General features: G+C 55.4%; 12 protein-coding genes. 8 read left to right on the forward strand and 4 right to left on the reverse strand.

The window, feature by feature from the left end; genetic code table 11:
- Positions 1 to 39: 39 nt before the first annotated feature.
- Positions 40 to 909 carry a MurR/RpiR family transcriptional regulator gene (locus AC3WQH_RS14035; protein WP_005831176.1) on the reverse strand — a complete coding sequence of 290 codons (870 nt, stop codon included), beginning with the start codon at positions 907 to 909 and terminating at the stop codon, positions 40 to 42.
- Between the two features lie 227 nt (positions 910 to 1136).
- Between AC3WQH_RS14035 and gnd the strand changes: the two genes are divergently transcribed.
- From gnd to AC3WQH_RS14060, 5 genes are all read left to right on the forward strand, one after another.
- Entirely contained in the window at positions 1137 to 2033 is an 897-nt protein-coding gene (gnd, locus tag AC3WQH_RS14040; protein WP_005831865.1) for a phosphogluconate dehydrogenase (NAD(+)-dependent, decarboxylating), read from the forward strand.
- Between the two features lie 170 nt (positions 2034 to 2203).
- On the forward strand, positions 2204 to 2347 hold the full coding sequence (locus tag AC3WQH_RS14045; RefSeq protein ID WP_007786507.1) for an AraC family transcriptional regulator: 144 nt from the start codon (positions 2204 to 2206) through the stop codon (positions 2345 to 2347).
- Positions 2344 to 3252: a helix-turn-helix domain-containing protein gene (locus AC3WQH_RS14050; protein WP_492332096.1), complete on the forward strand. Its 909-nt coding sequence runs from the start codon at positions 2344 to 2346 to the stop codon at positions 3250 to 3252. The genes AC3WQH_RS14045 and AC3WQH_RS14050 overlap by 4 nt, the downstream gene beginning before the upstream one ends.
- A gap of 296 nt (positions 3253 to 3548) precedes the next feature.
- A complete protein-coding gene (locus AC3WQH_RS14055) occupies positions 3549 to 4817 on the forward strand; it encodes a class I SAM-dependent methyltransferase (protein ID WP_007786505.1) in 1269 nt (422 codons plus the stop codon).
- A complete protein-coding gene (locus AC3WQH_RS14060) occupies positions 4817 to 7402 on the forward strand; it encodes a metallophosphoesterase (protein WP_492332097.1) in 2586 nt (861 codons plus the stop codon). Before AC3WQH_RS14055 ends, AC3WQH_RS14060 begins: the two co-directional genes overlap by 1 nt.
- 291 nt (positions 7403 to 7693) lie before the next feature.
- On the opposite strand, the gene AC3WQH_RS14065 is transcribed toward AC3WQH_RS14060, so the two are convergent.
- Together AC3WQH_RS14065 and AC3WQH_RS14070 are read right to left on the reverse strand one after the other, a co-directional pair.
- Entirely contained in the window at positions 7694 to 9121 is a 1428-nt protein-coding gene (locus tag AC3WQH_RS14065; protein ID WP_005831873.1) for an alanine/glycine:cation symporter family protein, read from the reverse strand.
- 27 nt (positions 9122 to 9148) lie between these two features.
- A complete protein-coding gene (locus AC3WQH_RS14070; RefSeq protein WP_255320482.1) occupies positions 9149 to 10138 on the reverse strand; it encodes a glutaminase in 990 nt (329 codons plus the stop codon).
- Between the two features lie 255 nt (positions 10139 to 10393).
- On the opposite strand from AC3WQH_RS14070, the gene AC3WQH_RS14075 reads away from it, so the two are divergent.
- From AC3WQH_RS14075 to AC3WQH_RS14085, 3 genes are read left to right on the forward strand one after another with little or no spacing between them, the layout of a single operon-like run.
- The gene (locus AC3WQH_RS14075) at positions 10394 to 11695 is read left to right on the forward strand and encodes an ATP-binding protein (RefSeq protein ID WP_309478999.1); all 1302 of its coding nucleotides are present in this window, start codon (positions 10394 to 10396) and stop codon (positions 11693 to 11695) included.
- Between the two features lie 3 nt (positions 11696 to 11698).
- Complete coding sequence (locus AC3WQH_RS14080; RefSeq protein WP_005831877.1) at positions 11699 to 12631, forward strand: response regulator; 933 nt, start codon at positions 11699 to 11701, stop codon at positions 12629 to 12631.
- The gene (locus AC3WQH_RS14085) at positions 12628 to 12753 is read left to right on the forward strand and encodes a hypothetical protein (RefSeq protein ID WP_255320403.1); all 126 of its coding nucleotides are present in this window, start codon (positions 12628 to 12630) and stop codon (positions 12751 to 12753) included. The genes AC3WQH_RS14080 and AC3WQH_RS14085 overlap by 4 nt, the downstream gene beginning before the upstream one ends.
- On the opposite strand, the gene AC3WQH_RS14090 is transcribed toward AC3WQH_RS14085, so the two are convergent.
- The gene (locus AC3WQH_RS14090; protein WP_488175019.1) at positions 12754 to 14625 is read right to left on the reverse strand and encodes a sigma-54-dependent Fis family transcriptional regulator; all 1872 of its coding nucleotides are present in this window, start codon (positions 14623 to 14625) and stop codon (positions 12754 to 12756) included.
- Positions 14626 to 14698: the final 73 nt, after the last annotated feature.

Below are 14698 nucleotides of genomic sequence, written 5' to 3' on the forward strand. Positions count from 1 at the left end.
CCGCTTTTTTAGCAGAGGGGCAAAAGAAAAACGCCTGATTTACAGGCGTTTGAGCGAGATCGCTTCGCGGATATGCTGAATGTTGGCAATGGTGTCGTCCTGCCGGCGCAGCGATACCGCCACGTACAGCAAATCGATCAGGCAGAGCTGGGCGAGCCGGGAAGACAAGGCTTCTGTGCGAAAAACGGTTTCTCTGGAAGTGGTGTACAGGCACATGTCGGCCTGCCTGACGAGCGGGGATTTGCCGTAGCTCGTGATCCCGATCGTTTTCGCCCCGCGCTGTTTTGCCACTTGCAGGGCGGCCAAAATATCTTTGTTGGAGCCGGAGTGGGAAAAGCCGACCGCGACGGCGCCCTCAGACAAGAGCGAGGCCGACATCACCTGGTAGTGGGCGTCGGAATGGTGAATACAGGGGATGCCTGTCCGCATGAACTTGTGGTAGGCGTCTTGGGCGATCGCCGCCGAGCCGCCAGTGCCGTAAAATTCGATCCGGGTAGCATGCTCCAGACAGTCGACAATTTTTAAAAGCTCTTCTTTGTTCATAATTTGCAAGGTATCGCGCAACGTTTCCAGGTTGGCGGTGAAAATTTTTTCCGCGATCGAGCCGATGTCGTCGTCATCGAGGTTGATCTCCTGGTAGATCGATTGTTTCGGGTTCGTCACTTCGCTGGCAAGCGCGATTTTGAACGCCTGGTAGCCGCGAAAGCCGAGCCTGCGGCACAGGCGGAACACGGTCGCGTCCGCACATTGGCACTGGTCAGCCAGCTCGGTAATGGACAGATGAACAATTTTGCTGGCGTGTTGCAAAATGTAGTCGGCGATTTGCTGCTCCTTGCCGCTCAGTTGCGTGTAGATGGCGCGCAACTGCGCAAGCACGCTCGCCGGAACGTGTGGTGTCGTTTCAGCCATGAATCGGTACCTCCCAAAAAGTGGCGCTGTGCCGTCTATGTAGCGAAAGCTTGTCTGTGTCCAAGCGCAATCGGGCAAGCGAAAACGTTTGCTTTCTGTTAGTATAAGGAAAATGGCTGTCCAATTCCTAGTTTCGAAAAAATTTTCTTCTTTTATGATGAAAGATGAAAATTTTTATCATATAATACGAGATAACGGAGATTACCCCAAAGGAGTGACGTACGCGAATGAAACTTGCGATACTCGGTTTAGGCAAAATGGGTTACAACCTGACGCTCAACCTGCTGTCCCACCAGCATGAGGTAGTGGCTTACGATGTAGACAACAGCCGCGCAGAGGAGCTCGGCCGCGAAGGAGCGATTCCGGCAGCTTCCGTGGAGGATGCGGTGGCGAAGCTGGAAGCGCCGCGCGTCATCTGGCTGATGGTTCCGGCGGGCGAGATCGTGGATCAACTGGTCGACCAGCTTTCCACCATGCTCGCGCCAGGGGACATCGTGATCGACGGCGGCAACTCGCACTACAAGCAGTCGGTTGAGCGCTACGAGCGGTTGAAAGCAAAAGGCATTCACTTCCTCGACGCGGGGACGAGCGGCGGCATGGAAGGCGCTCGCCACGGGGCATGTATGATGATCGGCGGGGATCGCGAGGCATTCGCTCATATCGAACCGATGATTCGCGACATCAATGTGGACAAGGGCTACCTGTACACAGGCGAAGCGGGCAGCGGTCACTTTTTGAAAATGATTCACAACGGCATCGAGTACGGCATGATGCAGGCAATCGGCGAAGGCTTCGAGGTGCTGGCGAAAAGCCAGTACGATTACGACTTCGCGGAAGTGGCGCGCGTGTGGGCGAACGGCTCTGTCATCCGCGGCTGGCTGATGGATTTGACCGAGCGCGCTTTCCGCAAAGACGCGAAGCTGGACGATATTCGCGGCGTCATGCACTCGTCCGGGGAAGGCAAATGGACGCTGGAAACCGCCCTGGATTTGCAAGCGGCCACTCCGGTTATCGCGATGTCGCTGCTCATGCGCTACCGCTCGCTTGACGAAGACACGTTCCATGGCAAAGTCGTAGCCGCGCTGCGCAACGAGTTTGGCGGCCACGCGGTGGAAAAAAAATAACCCGATGCTCGACAAAAAGGATGACGGCAAAGCCGCTCTCTACAAAGGAGAGGCTTTGAGGCTCATCCTTTTTTTGCGCGGCTTTCTTGTCGCTTCCGTGGAGCTCTGATACAATGCCGTCATATTGATTGAAAATGATTATCATGGGCAACATTTGGGAGTGAACGCGATTGTTTCATACACAAGTTTTGCAGCAGGTCATGGCGTACATGGAAGCGCACTACCGCGAGGAGATTAACCGCGAGATGCTGGCGCGAATGGCAGGGATGAGCGTCTGGCACTTTTCCCGGGTTTTAAGCAGCAGTTCGGGATGAGTCCCTCCGATTGTTTGAGCCAGATTCGCATCAACCGGGCCAAGGAGCAGCTTTTGACGTCGCGCTCTCCCGTCAAGGAAATCGCCGCGCAGGTCGGGTTTGCCGATGAATTTTACTTCAGCCGCAAGTTCAAGAAAACGGTCGGCACGGCGCCGTCCGCGTTTTTGGGCAGCAAAAAGTCGCACATGGCGATCATGAACTTTCCGTATGTGGGGCATTTATTGGCATTGGGTGTTGTGCCGAGCATCGGGGTGTACGACCAAAACCGGGACCGGCATCGCCGCGAGCTGCTAGGGGCCAGGTTGCACTACCCGCTCAAGCGGACGAAGCGCTTTGAAGCGCAACTCGCCGACTACAATTTGCAGGCGCTGCGCGAGTCGCGGCCGGAGCTGATCGTCTGCAGCGATTACGACAGCGAGGCGTACGGGCTTTCCACCATGCAAAAAATGGGGCCGACCGTGGTCATTCCGTGGATCTACGTAATGGCCGAGGTCGGCCTGGCGACCTGGCTGCCGACGTACTTGGTGCAGGTGAGAGGGATTGCCTTGACGGAAGGAGCCTTTTACTTGTCCGGGTTTTATCTCGTCTTCACGATAGGGCGGTTGACGGCGCACAGGTGGATCGGCCAGGAGAAGGCGGTGCTGCTGTGCTCGCTTTCCGCCATTGTGGCGCTTGCGCTGCCATCGCGGGGAGCAGCGGCACGCTCGGCTTTTTCATCGCCTCTGGCATCAGCTTCGCGGCGATTTTTCCGACGATTGCCGCCATCGCCTGCCAGCTCTATCCCGCGCACACGGGCAAAGTTCTCGGATTTTTGTTCACGGCCTCCGGCATCGGCTCCCTGCTCGCGAACGCAGCGATCGGGGCGGCCGCCAGCCAGTACGGTATGGGCTTCGGCTTTTCCCTGATCCTGATTTTTCTCGCCCTCGTCGTCTGCATGGGCAGCGTGATGAATGGGAATAAAAAGAAGCACCAGCCATTGCCAGTCGAGCCGTCTCTGGAAAACGAGTGAGCTGCGCCGGGCAACTGCACAACCGCACAGCCGCGCAACCGCGCAACCACGTCAGGCAATCGAACCTTTTCTACCGAGAAGGTTCTTTTTTTGCCCGAAAAATCCGGTTCGTAATACTTCTGCCCTGTTCATTCCAGGTGAAATGGCAGAAGATGATCCTACAGCAGCTTGGGAGGAAGGAGAGAAACGAAAATGGCCATCGTCCAATTGCGCTCGGAGAACCCGGCCTTCTCGTACCTTATCAGGAAAAATCCGGCGTCCGGACTGACGCTCCGGTCGGTTCGCAAAGGCATCGCCTACGGCTGGTATTCGGAAGCCTCCGTCTACCACGTTTATTTTAAAGACGCCGACAACGAAGTATCGTACAAACAGTTTGCAGAGGAGCGGTTTGAATACCTCAACGTGTCCCGTTACAACACGCCTTTGTTTCCGCTCAACGCGATCAATGAATTTTTTTCAACGCCGATGAAAACGCGTGACGAGCGCGACGTCGAAGGGTACACGCACACGTTTTTCATCAACATGATCCACATCGAGCTGGTGCGCTACATCGAGTTTTTCCAGAAGCACGTCCCAGACTTTTCGTTCGACATCCGGCATCACGCCCATAAAAGCTACGCCTTGACCATCCGCACGCAAAAAAGCTTGTACGACCTGCTGCATGTGGCGAGCGTGCTCTGTTTGTTTCTCGCTACGTTTGGCAAGGAGCATCTCGACATTTCCGAGAGCATTCTCGACAAATACATCAAGAGCATCAACGCGATGGATGCCCCGTTTTACATTCGCAGCCTGTTCGCGCGCCAGTTTCTGAATCGGCGGGAGCATTTTCGCAAGTACAAGTCGCAGCTTGAACAGACAGAGCGGTACGCGATTCAGCTCGAATATGGCAGCACCGGATTGCAGCGGAGAAACTTCATCGCATCAAAGCTTTCTTTTGCCCGGCCGATTCTCGACGTCGGCTGCGGCGAAGGGTTTTACGCCTTGCCGTTTGCCGCGAAGCTGGCGCATTGCTACTACGCCGTCGACATCGACGAAGAGCGGCTGGCGCTGGTCAACCGCAAAGCGGCGGCGAAAGAGGTCGACAATATCGTCCTGTTTCCGTCTGTCGATGCCTTTTTGCACGACTACAACGGCGAGCAGGTCGAGATCGTTTTGACCGAAGTGATCGAGCATATGAGCCAGGACGAGGCGCGGGCGCTCATTTTGCAGTTGTGCCGACAAGTCGATTTCGAGCGCTTCATCATCACGACACCGAATGCAGACTTTAACCCGTACTACGAGCTGGCCGGGTTTCGCCACGACGATCATCAATGGGAAATGGGCCAGGCCGCTTTTCAGTCGTGGATGCACGAAATTGTGCATGAAGCCGCCGTCCAGGCGGAGTTCGTCGCAATTGGCGACCGGGTGAACGGCCTGCCGACTACCCAAGGGGTCATTTTCAGAAAAAGGGGACGTAACTGATGCGCATTTCCACACAACTGCACACGATCTTCATGCTCGTCGGCCCGACCGAATGCGGAAAAACGACCTTTGCCACAGAAGTGCTGATTCCGCAGCTTCGCATCGAGGACGCGGCCAGACAGCTCAAGGCGAATGTGGCGTACATTTCCTCGGACGACTTGCGGCAGGAGCTGCTCGGGCATGCGTACGACAAATACGATCAGGTCATGCTGGAGGCGAGCGAGCAGGCTTTTTCGCTCCTGTTTGAAAAGCTGCGCCTCGTCACATCGTTTCCGATCAACGCGCCGTTTGTCGTGGTCGACACGACGGGCCTCGCCGAAGACTTCCGGGCCCGTGTCTGCGAAATCGCCCGCGAAAACCATTACAACCTGGAGGTCATCGTATTCGACTACCGCAAGCGCGAGGACTACTACGCCTCCGAACGGTCGAAAAAGCTGATTACGAGCCACATTCTCCGGCTGAAAAAGGAAGTGTTGCGCGCCTTGTCCAAAGAAGGGTACGCGAACATTCACCGCATCCGCGCCAAAGATTTTTACGAGCCGGCGGAGGCAAAAGCCAACGAAGCGTACCAGGTCGTGATCGAAAACAAAGCCGATTATTTGGCGACGATTCTTATCCCCGACACTCGCTACATCATCATCGGCGACGTGCATGAATGTGTGCACGAACTAAAACGGTTGCTGGCCGCCCACGGGTACCAGCTCGACAACAACCGGCTTGTGGTCACAGACAAGGTGCGCAATACCAAAGTCATTCTCGCGGGCGACTGGATCGACAAAGGCAAGCAGACCCGCGAGATCATCGAGTTTCTGTACGACAACCAGGAGCATTTTTTGCTGGTGCGGGGCAATCACGAACATTTTGTCTACCACTTTTTGCAAGGAAAAATCAAAGGAGTCGAGCCAGAGCTGCTCGCTATGTATTTCGATTCGATCGCTGTCTTGCGCGACGATTTGCTGCTGCAACAAAAGTTCAACCATTTGTGCGCGGTTTCCCGGCCTTTTTACCGTTGCATCGCGCTTGCGAATCCGTCCTACTACGTCACCCATGCCCCGTGCCAAAACAAATACATCGGAAAGCTCGATGCCGTTTCCGTGCGCCAGCAGCGAAACTTCCGGCTCGATCGATCCACTTCTGTCGAAGAGCAGCTCGGCTTTTTGCGCGAGGAAGCGGTCGGCAACCATCCGTATCACTTGTTCGGCCACATTGCGGCCAAACAGGCTTTTCGCCTGAAAAACAAGCTGCACCTCGACACCGGATGCGTACAGGGCAACGCGCTGACCTCTGTTGTGATGGGGCACAAGCCTTTGTACAAGACAGAGCGCTCTGTCCATGCGGCGCTTGTGGAGGAGTTGCCGAGCTTGTTCCAGGAACAACGGCACGTCTCGCTGCAAGACCTGGCAGAAGAAGAGCTGCGCCGCTTGCACTACTGCCTGCACAACAAGATCAACTTTATTTCCGGGACGATGCCGCCAGCGGACAAAGACGAAGCGGCAGGCGAGCTGGAGTCGCTTTGGGCGGGCTTGCGCTATTTTGCTGAGCGCGGAGCCAGGCAGGTCGTGCTGCAACCGAAATACATGGGCTCCCGCTGCAATCTGTACCTCCATCGCGAACTGGCACATTGCTTCGCCGTCAGCCGCAACGGCTACAAGATCACGCAGGTTGACTTGACGCCGATTTACGCAAAGCTTTTGGACAAATTCGGTCCGTACATGGAAGAGCAGCAGGTAAAAATGCTGCTGCTGGACGGAGAGCTGCTCCCGTGGCGGGCGATTGGCGAGGGATTGATTGAAAAGCAGTTCAAACCGATTGAAAAAGCGCTGCACAGCGAGCTGTCCTACTTGCAGGAACACGGATTTGAGCAGGCGCTCCGCAAGCTCGTGGACGAATACGAGGCCAGCGGCTTTGAGCAGGACCAGTTCCATCTTGCCAAAAGCGCTTTGACCGAGAAGTACGGCTCCACCCTCTACCAAAACTGCAAGCACGTTCGCGAAATCAAAGAAACGCTCGTTCCCATCGAGCAGCAGATGGCTGCGTATGCTACGTATGAACAGCAGCTCGCGCTGTACGGCGAGCCAGGCGAGCTGGAATACAAGCCGTTTGCCGTGCTGAAGCTCGTCTACGAAACGGGGGAGGAACAGTTGCCGGATTGGCGGACGTCGGAGATGTATCGGTTTGTCAGCGAGGATGACTGCCTCGTAGTCGATCTGGACGAGGCGGATGCGTATGAACAAGCCGCGCGCTTTTTCGCGAAAACGACGCTGGAGCAACAGATGGAAGGGATCGTCATCAAGCCGGAAGTGCCAAACGAAAAGACGGTTCCGGCGATGAAGGTGCGCAACTCCGACTACTTGTCGATCATTTACGGCTACGATTACCGTTTTCCGCACAAGTACCGCAAGCTGATGAAGCAAAAAAACATCGGCCAAAAGCTGCGGACGGCGATGAAGGAGCACGAATTGGGCAAAAGCATGCTGCTCGTCAAGTTCGCGGACATTTCGCCCGCGCACGAGGCGTATCAGCAAACGGTCGCGACGATGCTGTTCGAGGTCGCACAGGAAAAAGAGATCGACCCTCGGTTGTAGGGATTTTTTCATACGGGGGGATCGAGCTTCCAGAGGGGGAAGCCCTCGTAAAAGAGGCCAAAGGCGAGCAGCAGGAACAAAAACCAGATCACCAGACGGAATTTTTAATAAAAACGCTTCATGCTTTCCTCCAGAGCCCTTTTTCCTCAGATTATAAACCGGGGCAAGCAGGATAGGAAATTTTATCCAGACAACAACCCGGATGTGGCTTTCAACCGCCGTCCCAAAAAGAAAGCCTGGGTCCTCTTGGAAAAGGACTCAGGCTTCTTTTGTTGACGCTATCGTGAAAACTTAGCTGACGTGCTCTTTTTTCGCAGCGACCGGAGCTGCCTCCCACGCTTCCAGGTTTGTCACGCCCGGAATGCTGTCGGCGTAGAACACAGGGTCTTTGCCTGCTTTTTTCTGCACCTGATAATCACGCAGGGCGGCAAAGGCGACCTTCGACAGCATGAAAATGGCAATCAGGTTGACCACGACCATCAAGCCCATGAACAAGTCGGCCAAGTCCCAGACGAGCTGGACTTTTGCCACCGCCCCGAACATAACCATGCCGAGTACGCTCACACGATAGAGCATCAGCCATGTTTTGCTCGTTTTCAAAAACTCGATGTTCGTCTCCCCGTAGTAGTAGTTGCCGATCAATGTGCTGAAGGCGAACAGGAAGATCATGACGGCGAGCGTAGCAGAAGCCCAGTCTCCCAGGTGAATGCTGAGCGCTGCCTGGGACAGCTCGATACCGCTCAACTCGGACTGCTTGTACGCGCCGGACAGCAGGATGATGAAAGCCGTGCTTGTACAAATGATGAGCGTATCGGTCAAGACGCCAAACGCCTGAATCAGACCTTGCTTGACCGGGTGGCTCGTCGTAGCGGTCGCAGCGGCGTTCGGAGCGCTACCCATACCGGCTTCATTGGAGAACAGGCCGCGTTTTACACCGTGCATGAGCGCCGCGCCGAGCGTACCGCCTGCGACCTGGTCGAAGCCAAACGCGTTTTTGACGATCAGGGCGAGAATTTCCGGCATTTGCGTAATGTTCATGCAAACGATCAGCAGGGCGACGCCGATGTACAAAATCGCGAGCACGATGACGATGTACTCGGACATTTTGGCAATGCGCTTGACTCCGCCAAAAATAATCGCAGCAAAGGCGATCGTCATAATCAGGCCGACTGTCAGGCGATCGGTGCCGAAGGAGTTTGCAAACGCAAGCGTAATCGTGTTGGATTGCACCGCATTGAAGACCAAACCGAAAGACAGGGTAATCAGCACCGCGAACAGGGCGCCCATCCAGCGTTTGTTCAGCCCTTTTTCCATGTAGTAGGCCGGGCCGCCGCGGAAGCCGTCTTTGTCCTTGATTTTGTAGATTTGCGCCAGTGTGCTTTCCACAAAGGCGGAGGCAGAACCGATAATGGCAATGACCCACATCCAGAAGACCGCGCCAGGGCCGCCCAGCGCGACAGCAATTGCGATCCCGGTAATGTTTCCGGTACCGACACGCGCGGCCATGCTGATACAGAATGCCTGGAAAGGCGAGATGCTGTCAGCGGAGCCTTTCTTTCCTTCGCGAATCGCCTGGAGCATGTCTTTTATCATGCGGACTTGCAGGAAGCCGCCTTTGAACGTAAAGAACAGGCCGAGTACAACCAGCATGACGATCAGGACGTAGGACCAGAAAAAGTCGTTAATGGACGCTACTACATCTAACAGGAATTGTTGCATCTTGTCACCTCGAATGGATAGATTGGCTTAAAAAATACTGACATCCCACTCGTGCGCGAGCTGCTTCAGCAGCGACACGCCTGCCACGCTGTTGCCGCACGAGTCAATCGCAGGGCCAAAAATACCGATGCCGCAGCCGTCGGGAAAAGGGGACTCTCGTTTCAGGGTGGGAGGAACCAAGGTCATAATGCCGCCGGACACGCCGCTCTTGGCCGGAAGTCCGACGTAGGCAGCGAATTTTCCGGAAGCGTCGTACATGCCGCACGTCAGCATGAGCGCTTTTGCCAGCCGCACGACTTGCTTGGGCAAAATTTGCTCGCCGCGCAGCGGATGGTAGCCGTCGAGCGCGAGAATCAGCCCGATCAGCGCAATCTGCTCCGTGTTGACCTGGATGGAACACTGCTTCAAGTACACCTCCAGCGCTTCCTCGACCTCGCAATCGAGGTAACCCGTATCTTTCAAATAGTGGGACAGCGCACGGTTGCGATGCGACGTCATCCACTCGGAGACGAACACTTCTTCGTTTACGACAGGGGCTGTAGCTGTAATCTTTTGGAAAATTTTGTATAAATAGTCCAGTTTCTGTTCGGGTGTATCCCCTGGCAAAAGCGAAGATACCGTGATCGCGCCCGCGTTAATCATCGGGTTGAACGGCTTGCCCGGCTTGTGCATCTCCAGCCGGATGATCGAGTTGAACGCATCGCCAGTCGGCTCCACATCGACGCGATCCAGTACGTAGCTAATCCCGTGGTGGCAGCAGGCAGCGATGAAGCTGACGACTTTGGAAATGCTTTGCATCGTGAACGGCACTTCCCAGTCACCCGCCGTAATCTTGTGCCCGGAAGGCTCGATCATGCAGATGCCGAGCTGTGTCGGGTCTGCTCGCCGCAGGGCCGGAATATAGCTTGCGCACTTTCCTTCTGCCGCCTGCAGGCGATGGTAGGCGACCCATTGTTCCAGTTCGTCCATCCGCTTGCGGTCCCATTTGCTATTGGTCGTTGTTGCCGCTTGAACCAAACGTGCTTCCCCCCAAATCCTGTGCTTTCTAGCCTTTTTGCCTTCGGTCGAAAGCGCTTCCACGCCAGGCAAAAAACGTATATTGAACACTTTAAAACCAACCTACAAAATCAAACAAAAACCAACAAAAGCTTTCACGCATTTATATAAATATTTTTTCTATACTTGTCGTTCACGTATTTTATAGATAAGAATAGATAGGGGAAAATAGTGACATTCATCGCAGAAACCAGACAGGGAGGGGAAGCTTCGCGCATGCATTCCCCATTAAAAAAGGACGGGTACCTCCTGGCGCTCATGCTGATTACCGTGCCGCTCGCCGGTGAGTTGAAATTTTATCCGGTCAACGAGACGTTTCGGATCAGCTTTGGCGCGCCTACCTTTTTCTTCTTCTTGCTTTTGTTCCAGCGGCTTCCGGCGGTTTTGCCCGGATTTTTGACAGGGCTTTGCGTGGTCGGCTTTCGGCTGCTGCTCGATTTTTACACGCACAGCGCTTTTGATTGGACGGCTTCCATGCGGGAGCACTACTCCAGCTTTTTTTTCTACTTTTCCTACTCGCTGCTGTTTTACGTCATCCGCATGGAGCGGTTTCGCGAGCAGACGCTATTGATTGCCGGGATCGGGATGGTCATCGAGGTCGTGGCCGACTTGATCGAGCTGCTGTCGCAATACGTCCTGTTCCACATCGTCATCACGTGGGGAGCGCTGCAGGAGATGTTCGTCATCGCGCTGTCGCACAGCTTTGTCGTCCTGAGCTTTTTGAACATGATCCGGCTGTACGAGACGCAGGCGCGGGAAAAGCAGACACGCGCCCAGCACGAGCACATGCTGCTGCTCATTTCCAATTTGTACGAGGAGTCCATTCATCTGAAAAAGACGCTGCAAAACGCGGAGAACATCACCGTCAAGTCGTTTGAGCTGTACCAGGGCTTGCAGGCGTTGAAAAGCGAAGTCGGGCAAGCTGCTGTCGAGTCGTTCGCGAAAAAGGCGCTGATTATCGCCGGGGAAGTCCATGAGATCAAAAAGGACAACCAGCGCATTTTTGCGGGTCTGCAAAAGCTGATTTCGCACGAAAACAAGACGGATTTTATGGACATTCACCAACTGGTGGACATCATCATGCGCTCCAATCAGAAATACGCGAGCCTGTTGGGAAAGCAGATTGCGTTTTCCAGCACGATTTCCGGCGAGCATCCGCACTACCACGCGTTTACGCTGCTGTCGCTCATCAACAACATCGTCGCCAATGCCGTCGAAGCGATCCAGCAGACGGGGCGTATCGTGATCCACGTGGACAGAAACGGCGACTTCGTCGAGCTGAAAATCGTGGACGACGGCCCGGGCGTTCCGCCCCGACGCAAAAAGCTGATGTTCAAGCCGGGCTTTACGACCAAGTACGACCAGCAGGGGACGCCCTCGACAGGCATTGGCCTTTCCTATGTAAAAGAGATGGTGGACGAGCTGGAAGGGGAGCTTGCCGCGCACGACGGAGCAACCGGGAGAGGGACAGAGTTTTTCATCCGGCTGCCGATCAATCATGTAAGGGAGAAAGAGTAGACGATGCTTTTTTACGTAGTCGATGATGATGAGGCCGTGCGCCTGATGTTGACGGAGATTATTGAGGATGAAAATTTGGGGGAAGTCGTGGGGGAAGCGGAGGACGGATCGCTCATCGACGGGCATATGCTGACGATGCGCCATGTAGACATCTTGCTGATCGATCTGCTCATGCCCATTCGCGACGGGATTGAAGCGATCCGGCAAATTCGCCCGGCGTTCAAGGGAAAGATCGTGATGATTTCCCAGGTAGAATCGAAGGACTTGATCGCGCAAGCCTACTCGCTCGGCAGCGAATACTACATCATCAAGCCCGTCAACCGGATCGAAGTGGTGACGATTTTGCAAAAAGTGATCGAGAAGATTCGGCTGGAAAAATCGATCCAGGACATCCACAAATCGCTGCATTCGGTTTTGCAGCTCGATCAGGCGGCCACGGGCCAGACGCGCACGGCCAAAAACGAAAAGCAGTTGCGCGAGGCGGGACAATTCCTCCTGTCGGAGCTTGGCATTGCGGGCGAGAACGGGAGCAACGATCTGCTCGATATTTTGGATTACTTGTCCGACTACGAGCAAACGCACACGTTCAAAAACGGCTTTCCCGCGCTCAAGGAAATTTTCGTCGCGGTGGCCGAAGCCAGGTTGGGAGCAGGGGCAGAAGAAGCGCAGGTCATGAAGGTGGTCAAGGCATCGGAGCAACGGGTGCGAAGGGCGATCTACCAGTCGTTGAACCATTTGGCTTCGCTCGGCCTGTCCGATCTGTCCAACTGGAAATTCGAGAATTACGCGTCGCAGTTTTTTGACTTTACTTTTGTGTGGAAAAAAATGGCGGAGCTGAAAAACAAGACCGCTGCTTCCTCCGATATTCGCATCAATATGAAAAAGTTTATTCAGGTGCTGTATGCCGAGGCCAGACGCATCCAGTCGGAAGCGTGAAACCGCACGGCTCGTTTCCCGGCGTCCGCCTCTTGCCCATCACGAAAAGCCCGATCTGGTCGATCCGGGCTTTTTGGCGTTCGACTGTTTTGGACAAAAAGGGCAACGCGATCGGTCTGTAACTACGGATGAGGGCCGTCCTGGTCCAGCAGCTTTTTCAGCTTGCGGTACACCGTGTTGCGCCCGATGCCCAAAATGCGCGCCGTCTGCGACACGTTCCCGCCTGTTTGCCGCAGCACCTCGACAATCTCGTTTTTTTCAGTGTTCGCCGTCGGCGCGGCAAGCTCTATCGCTTCGGGCGGGGAGTAGCTGGACAAGATGTAGGCGGGGAAGCTCGCCTGCTCAATCGTTCCGCCTTCGGAGAGAAAAGCGGCTTCGCGCAGCGCTGCGGCAAGCTGGCGAACATTCCCCGGCCAGGAGTAGCTCTCGATCAGCTTTTTCGCACTGGCGGAAAGCGTAAGCGGGCCTGTCCCGAGCTGCGCCTCGATGCCTTGCAGCAAAAGCGCAGCGAGCTGCAGCCGATCCGCGCGCTCGCGCAGTGGCGGCAGCGTGATCTGCACGCCTTGCAGGCGGTAAAACAAGTCTGCGCGGAAGCTGCCCTCCTGCACTTTTTGCCACAAATCCGTATGGGTGGCGGTAATGATTCGCACGTCGACGCGAATCGGCTTCGTTCCGCCTACGCGATGGACGGTAAAGTCTTGCAGCACGCGCAACAGGGCCACTTGCATTTCCAGCGGCATCTCGGCGATTTCGTCGAGAAAAAGCGTCCCCTGGTGTGCCTGTTCGATTTTTCCGGGCTGACCGGACTGCTTGGCCCCGGTAAACGCTCCCGGCTCGTAGCCGAACAGCTCGCTTTCCAGCAAACTTTTCGGAATCGCGCCGCAGTTGATCGCGACAAACGGCTTGTCCGCCCGGTTGCTTTCGAGGTGGATCGCCTGGCTGACGACGTCTTTGCCCGTGCCGCTTTCACCGAAGAGCATGACGGTGTAATCCGTCTTGGCAGCCCGTTTGGCGAGGCGAATGGCCGCGAGAAACTGCTCGTCTTGCCCGTACAGCTCATCAAAAGAAGTAAGGCCAGTCCGATTAGGAGGCCGGGTCGGCTTCGGTCGGGAGGGCGGGGATGCGGCAAGCTGGGGTGGCCGTGTGTCGATCAGGACTTTGGCGTGCCAGTGGCGCTGTCCGCTGGCTTTGGCATGCAGCGGCATCGTGCGCGCTGCCGCTGTGTCTTTTTGCCTGCCGAGCAAAGGCTCGATGTCCGCTATAAGCTCGGTCAGGTGTACCTGCCCGAACCGCTTTTTGTCCAGGTGCAAAAGCTGCTGCGCCTCGCGGTTGCCGCCTGTGACGACTCCGTCCTGGTCGACGGCGAGCAAGGCGTGGTGCTTCGCGCTTTGCTCCGGGTACAGCGAGATGACCATTTGCCGATCCGGGCGGTGGATGAGCAGCCAGTCTTCGATTTTGCGCGCCATCACGTCCACCATGCCCAAAAGGGAAGGGTGGTACATGGCAGAATGGCCGCTGAAATCGAGGACCGCCACCAGCTCGCCGTACGGGTCGAAAATCGGGGAAGCCGCACAGTAAAGCATGTGGTTGGAAGGCAAGTAATGATCGGTTCCGACGACGGCAAGCGGTTTTTGCTCCACGATGACTGTCCCTGCGGAGTTGGTCCCGCGCACCTGTTCAGACCAGCAGGCTCCGCGATGCACCTGAATTTTTTCCGTGTCCTTGAGAAAGGCAGGATCGCCTTTGCTTTCGAGGATGTACCCCGATGGATCGCAAAGGACGACGATCGAGTACGAGCTTTTCAGCCAATAGGCCAAATGCTCCATCGTCGGGTCGACCGTTCTCATGAACTCTTCTTTCTGTTCCCGATACTGCCGGAACTGGGCTTCCTCCAGTATGGCATCCTTTGCTGTCAACGCATTGACTCCATTCAAGCGACTTCGTTCCCACGACTTTTTCAGCAAGGCATCAGTAGGCGCAAGCAAACGGTTCACCCCTCCGAAAGAGAAATGAGACTATCTCTTCTATATTACCACAATTTTCAAACAATATAAGAGGAGTGATGGA

The sequence above is a fragment of the Brevibacillus sp. FW301-21C12A genome, assembly GCF_058788915.1.

Coding starts and splice junctions, on each gene's coding strand:
- AC3WQH_RS14080 (WP_005831877.1), top strand. CDS start 11,699: ATGCTTTTTTACGTAGTCGATGATGATGAGGCCGTGCGCCTGATGTTG.
- AC3WQH_RS14050 (WP_492332096.1), top strand. CDS start 2,344: ATGAGTCCCTCCGATTGTTTGAGCCAGATTCGCATCAACCGGGCCAAG.
- AC3WQH_RS14035 (WP_005831176.1), bottom strand. CDS start 909: ATGGCTGAAACGACACCACACGTTCCGGCGAGCGTGCTTGCGCAGTTG.
- AC3WQH_RS14055 (WP_007786505.1), top strand. CDS start 3,549: ATGGCCATCGTCCAATTGCGCTCGGAGAACCCGGCCTTCTCGTACCTT.
- gnd (WP_005831865.1), top strand. CDS start 1,137: ATGAAACTTGCGATACTCGGTTTAGGCAAAATGGGTTACAACCTGACG.
- AC3WQH_RS14075 (WP_309478999.1), top strand. CDS start 10,394: ATGCATTCCCCATTAAAAAAGGACGGGTACCTCCTGGCGCTCATGCTG.
- AC3WQH_RS14060 (WP_492332097.1), top strand. CDS start 4,817: ATGCGCATTTCCACACAACTGCACACGATCTTCATGCTCGTCGGCCCG.
- AC3WQH_RS14065 (WP_005831873.1), bottom strand. CDS start 9,121: ATGCAACAATTCCTGTTAGATGTAGTAGCGTCCATTAACGACTTTTTC.